We start from the raw sequence: 5,925 nt of genomic DNA, 5'->3' as shown, positions 1-5,925 counted from the left end.
ATGGTTCTGAACTGTTGGGATTAATGTCGGCGGACAAGGAGTATCGAGGGCAGCTTTGGCAATCTGGTGATCATGTTGTGGAGGTTATCAATCGCAGCAACTCTTCCGTCGGCTACAACGTAATTTTCGGAATTGAATAGGTGATCGACCAGAAGCCCTTGAACACGTTCCCAAAACAGCCAGGAAAAACACATGAGAACCAATGTCCTAATGGTGATCGGCGCGGTATGTATTTCTGCACTTGCAGCATGCGAAGAGAGTGGCGGATCGGTGGATGCAAGTGCACCAACTGTGGGCAGCTCTAGCGATCTTTCGCCATTTGAAGGGGCAAGAGCGGGCCAAGCTGAAATGGGCATCCAAAGTCTCGGATTTGAACTCATCCGAAGCGAAGGGCTGACCTCGTACTGGTTTAACAAGGATACAGGTGCATGTGCTCAGATCACGACGTCTGAGGGAAGGTACTCAGATGTAGCTATGCTGCCATCAGGTGACTGCTGACAAATTTCCATCAATCCCAAATCCAAGAGAAGGAGCCCAAACTTGCAATTCGACCTGGCACACGCGGCGGTCATCGTTGTCGCCTTAATCATCACTAACCTGGCATTGAAATCGGCTGGCGTGATCAACGAAGAAAACAAGCACCAATGGAACTGGAAAGTTGTTCTAGCCTACTTCGTAGTCGTCGTTATCATCAATCTCGTGTGGCCCATCTAAAGTTTCACAGCGGAAAGCTATTTGCCCACTTGATATGGTTGTCATGAACTAGCCTTTCCGAGAGACTATCAGGTCGCAAGAGCTTGAGCATTAAAGGTTCAAGAATAGAAAGGATTTGGCATGCGGTTTTTGGCGTCCCTCATATTCATTGGTGTTCTCGCAACCGCTGCGAATTCTGACGTGACCAGTCGAAATGGCGGTCCAAGCAACAGTCAAATGCTTTCAAAGGGTGGTGACGGAGGCATTGATGGTGTCGCTTTCTTTCGCCCAGTCTTAAGCGGAGTGTTGTATCGATCCGGTTTCAAGGGCGGCGACAAGGATCGAACTGGCCTAAGTGAAGGTCAACGCGAAACTCTGTGCGGCGAAGGGTTTTCAACCGGGTTTTATGCCGACTTCGGCAAAAACACTGAATACGGTCGCACCAGCTGCGGAAACGGATCCTTTGACTATCAGAGCGCCAGATCCTCTCGACCCGATGCTGTCATGGCGTCCATACACGAGGTGATTAAAAACCCTGGAAAGGGCCCTGTTCTGGTGCACTGCATGTGGGGCGTTCATTCCTCAGGTGCATTGTCGGCGATGGCGCTCGTTCAGTTTTGCGGTTGGACAGAAGAAAGGGCCAAGGAATATTGGAATGATGCCCGAAACGGAGCCCCTTGTTCAGGCGGGTGCGACCAGTGGATTGACTCAAAATTTTCCAACTTCAGTGTCGACCCAAAATTGAAGATCTCCAACGAGCAACAGGCAGCGATTTGCCCCAAATGATATTGGGAGGACTATCAAAATGAAGTTCAATCTTCTGGGGTCATTTGCTTTAATTGCACCCACTGTCTTGTGGGCGAACGACGATGTTCTCGGTGAAGCCACGACATTTGATAGTCCCAACGGCGTTACTGAACGCTGTATTCGGATCGAAAAAGTTCCAACGGGCGAGTATAAGAAAAGCGATCTTGAGGAAGAAACGGCCTATTGCGAGATTGATTTCTATGCCTCCGAAATTGCTATTTGCCCAAAAACCTGGAGCACCAGCCCAGGAATGGCAGTCTACGATATTTCGGAAGGACCTTACGTGGGGAACCGTTCTGAATTCGAGAGAAACGCTTGCAAAGAGGGGAAGGCGGCAAAAGATCTGGCTAAGGACAGGGTGGCTAAATTCAAGTCCACCATGAACCAAAAAGGCACCAGTGGAACCTTTTCCACGTCTTCACTGCTTTACTATCATTTCTCCAGATATTTCGACGCGACTGTAAAAGTTCCAGTCGCCGTTTGGCGTAGCATGGACGCCCAGGCGCATTTTTCCGAGGTCGCCGAGCCTGGCCTTGCGATTTCTGGTGGCTCTCATGGCGGGCGCATGAACCACGAAGGCTGGCGGGTCTTCGCAGCTGCGGATGCTGACCCGAACTCATACCAACCGACCGATGATCTATTCACCGCAGATCGAACGCAAATATACGGTGTACTGCTTGATAGCCCTGGGCATCGATACGGCTCGGAAATCAACGGCACCCGTAAATCTGGTTGGGGAAAAGGTCAGAACCGCGATTTTCAGGAAACTCCTGCTTTCTTGGCTTTGCGTTCTTCAAAACCCTTGCCAGAGGCCATTGTAGAGGGCGTCGGAGAAGGTCGAAGAGACCGGATGATCAACAAGGATCTCGGTCCCGATGTCAGTGACCAACAGATGGCATTTTGGATGCAAGAACTTACCGAGATTGTACTCCTCGATTTCATCTTTAGCCAGCAGGACCGCGTAGGAAACATAGACTTCACACCCTATTGGTATTGGGTCGAAGACGGAAAGCTGAAGCATAAGAAAGCCAAGCACCATGAGCCAAACGATGGAGACGTTCCCGCCGACGCGTTATTGATCCGTCGCAGCAATCTAAACGACAACGATGCTGGCGGGCGTGTCGAGTATGCCAACTTCGCGAAATCCACTCAAATGCTGGAGAAAATGCGGCACTTCTCTCCAAGCGTGTATCGGCGCTTGGTCGCTTTGAATAGTGATCTTCAATCTCAAGGTCCCGTCTACGGCTGGCTATCGCAAAGCCTTGGGTTGTCAGATAGGCAGATTGCACAAGTTGTAAAAAACACCGAGCTGGCAACGTCCATTCTCCAGGACAATTGTTCTAATGGTGATTTGATGTTCGACTTGGATCCTGTCGCATTCTTTTTGAGAAACAACACCGAGGTAGAGACAGTGGATTGTAATGACCCGTAGGCTTTCTACGCTTTTCGCGGCGTTCATTTGGACCACTCTGATCGCCTGCAAAGCGGCGGCATTGGATGTTATCGTCATATCGGATCTGAACGGCAGCTATGGTTCGGTGAAATACGATGCCCGCGTCGACAAGGCGATTAAGCGGATAGTCGAGATTGATCCCGATTTGGTGATTTCGACGGGCGATATGGTCGCGGGACAGCGCATTCCCAACTTGTCCGACAAACAGGTGAGGGAGATGTGGAAGGCGTTTCACGAGGCCGTATCAGATCCTTTAGAGGCTGCCGGCATTCCATTTGCGGTCACGCCAGGAAACCATGATGCCTCTGCTTACCGTGGGTTCGAGCGCGAAAGAAAAATATACGCAGAGGAATGGGCTCCGAGAAAACCAGACGTTGATTTCCTAGTTTCAGATGACTACCCGTTCTTCTACGCGTTTGAGATGCAGGGCATTGTGTTTGCGTCTCTGGATGCAACGACCCTGGGTCCGCTATCCGGTGACCAGCAGGACCGGCTACAGGAACTGGGTGCAGACGGGGACCCGATTGTCACTTTCAGTCACCTCCCACTTTGGCCCTTCGCGATCCAGCGCGAGCGCGAAATCATCGGTGATCCGACACTTGAAAAAATCTATTTGGAAAGCGGTGTCGTTCTGCATCTGTCAGGCCACCATCATGCCTTCTATCCCGGTTGGAAAGACGGTGTAGCTTACGTCTCCCAAGCTTGTTTGGGCGGTGGTCCGCGGCGGCTTATTGGCGATAGCGCCAGATCACCTCACAGCTTCACTCATGTTACGTTCCAGCCGAACGGAGAGTTTGGGATAGCAGTATATCGAGGACCCGATTTCGAAAGGTCGGTAAACTTTAAGTCGCTTCCGAAAGAGATCAGATCCCCGAACGCGGTGTTGAAACGTTTGGACCTTGTTAAATGACTAAAGGTTGAGTTTCAGTTCGACTTTTTCTGGGACCAGATCGTTTACCATCTCTTCGATCCGGGCTTCTGAAAGCCCTCCCGAGGTGATGAAAAGCAATGAGACGCGAGACTTTCCGGGGACGTGGTGTTTTCTGACCAGCTTCCAGCCAGCGTCTGCGGCCATAGCTTCAATGGCGCCGCTGACGTTCAATGAGTGTTCTTCGTCTGAAGCTTTGAGCGAAATTTCTACACCCTTGTTTCGTCCACCGAGCCAAATGAAACACCAACATACAACCGCCACCAGTGTGGCCATCAGCGGCAAGCCCAAACCGACCGCAAGACCAAGAACGGTCACGATTATCATTTCGACAGTGTCCACCGGATCATCGAGATTGGAGCGGAACCTGAGCAACGCGCCGATGCCAAAGATAACGAAACCGATCATTGAACCGTGCTGAACTACCAGAAAACCAACCGCCATACCGATAAGCGCATACAGGAAGAAAAGCCTTGGCATAACTATGTCGCGGACGCTTCTACGGGCTTTACGTCTCACCGGATGATAGACGATCAAGCCAGCCAGAATGATCGTGACGATCACATCGAGCGTGAAGAAATACAGTTCCTGTTTGCCACGAAACTGCGTCCACCGGCGTTCGATAACGATTTCCGACCCCGAAGCCCCGGCCAGCATCGTCGCAGGATCGACTTGTGACACCGCAGCACCTGGCAACAGCAACATCAACAACACGGTCACAAATGTGAGGGTCGTATTCAACTTGTCTTCCTTCCTGCTCACGCCAAAGGCTTACGCTTAACCAAAGGCACATCATGCCCTATTCAATTCAATCGCAACAGGCGGGATCAGGTAAAGAGATTACAGTGCATTCTTCGGACATCGTATCCGGACTGTGATACGAACGCTGATACAGGGATGTGGTCCAAACGCGAGAGAATCCAATGACAGAACACAAGCTGCTTCGGTCGAAACTTGGGTTTTCACGGTGCTTCCCCAAGCTTGGAACACTAGCTTCTTATGCAAGCACGACTGTTGCATTTCTGGCATGGATCGAGCTCGCCCACGCCGAGAGTCCCGGTTTGACTCTCATCGACTCCTTCAAGGTGGCGGATAAATCGGAAGGCTTCTCGGAGCCTTCCGGATTGTCTCTGTCCAACGCGGAAGGCTTCTTATGGTCAGTAAGCGACGCTGAACCTAAACTGCACCTACTTGGAATCGACGGGGCATTAGGAAACTCATTCAAGCTGCCTTCATTGGCGGGATCAGATCTGGAGGGCGTCGCATCACGAAAAGATGGGTCTGTTTTAGTACTTCAGGAAACTGATCGATCAATTCTAGTCGTTCACCCGACTGACCCCATTCAACTAACTACAATCCCTCTCACATCTCTCAAAGGCTACTCGGACGCCGCTGAATTGCTCGTCGGTAACCCTTTGAACAAGGGACCTGAGGGCATCGCCGTCGACCCGGACACCGGGCGAGTATTCGTGGTTATCGAAGGGCAGCCGCGGCTGTTGTTAGTATTGTCATCAGAGCTAACTGAGATTGATGAAATCATCCCTTTGTATCGCGAATCTGGTTTTATGTCTGATCGCGTGAATGACGATGAACTGGATTTGAGCGGCTTAGCCTGGTCCCCGTCCTCACGTTCTCTTTGGATTTTGAGCGACAAAGGACGTCAAATCTTCATCTACAATCCAGAGTTCAAGTCCGTAAAGTCTATCAGTTTGACGTTCACAGAAGATGGCAAACAAAAGGAAGTTAAACATCCCGAAGGAATCGCTCTCGATGAGACCAAAGGGCTTCTCTATATCCTGACAGACGATGCCAAGAAATCGCGGCTTTATGTTTTTAATATCCCCAAATTTTGATCGCTAGAGAATGAAGTTCACACCGCCACGATAGCTTCCGCAAGTTGTTGCAGCTAGCTTACCACTCCTCTTCGTTGGTCCGCCCTAATCAGAACCGAACGCTTAAGTTTGCACCGAGGCCATGTTCTTGGCCGTTGGAGCGAACTGAATAGCCATATCCTGCCGTTAGTCTGGCCAGATCAGAGATCTGA

At 50.8% G+C, this 5,925-nt stretch carries 6 protein-coding genes; 5 read left to right on the top strand and 1 reads right to left on the bottom strand.

All coding sequences use genetic code 11. From position 1 onward, the window contains the following. The first annotated feature begins 192 nt into the window (after positions 1–192). From ACR0LH_RS21535 to ACR0LH_RS21520, 4 genes are all read left to right on the top strand, one after another. Positions 193–498: a hypothetical protein gene (locus ACR0LH_RS21535; protein ID WP_170418736.1), complete on the top strand. Its 306-nt coding sequence runs from the start codon at positions 193–195 to the stop codon at positions 496–498. Positions 499–540: 42 nt separating this feature from the next. Continuing rightward, on the top strand, positions 541–714 hold the full coding sequence (locus ACR0LH_RS21530; RefSeq protein ID WP_157054209.1) for a hypothetical protein: 174 nt from the start codon (positions 541–543) through the stop codon (positions 712–714). A gap of 784 nt (positions 715–1,498) precedes the next feature. Continuing rightward, complete coding sequence (locus tag ACR0LH_RS21525; RefSeq protein WP_170418742.1) at positions 1,499–2,932, top strand: hypothetical protein; 1,434 nt, start codon at positions 1,499–1,501, stop codon at positions 2,930–2,932. Continuing rightward, positions 2,922–3,863: a metallophosphoesterase family protein gene (locus ACR0LH_RS21520; protein ID WP_170624505.1), complete on the top strand. Its 942-nt coding sequence runs from the start codon at positions 2,922–2,924 to the stop codon at positions 3,861–3,863. Before ACR0LH_RS21525 ends, ACR0LH_RS21520 begins: the two co-directional genes overlap by 11 nt. On the opposite strand, the gene ACR0LH_RS21515 is transcribed toward ACR0LH_RS21520, so the two are convergent. Beyond that, positions 3,864–4,622 carry a DUF4956 domain-containing protein gene (locus ACR0LH_RS21515; protein WP_117870884.1) on the bottom strand — a complete coding sequence of 253 codons (759 nt, stop codon included), beginning with the start codon at positions 4,620–4,622 and terminating at the stop codon, positions 3,864–3,866. Between the two features lie 182 nt (positions 4,623–4,804). On the opposite strand from ACR0LH_RS21515, the gene ACR0LH_RS21510 reads away from it, so the two are divergent. Then, positions 4,805–5,734: an SdiA-regulated domain-containing protein gene (locus ACR0LH_RS21510; RefSeq protein ID WP_170624507.1), complete on the top strand. Its 930-nt coding sequence runs from the start codon at positions 4,805–4,807 to the stop codon at positions 5,732–5,734. Positions 5,735–5,925: the final 191 nt, after the last annotated feature.

Source organism: Ruegeria sp. CL6 (assembly GCF_056536465.1).
Note: the sequence above shows the minus strand (reverse complement) of the source record. Positions and strands in the feature narration are given on the sequence as shown.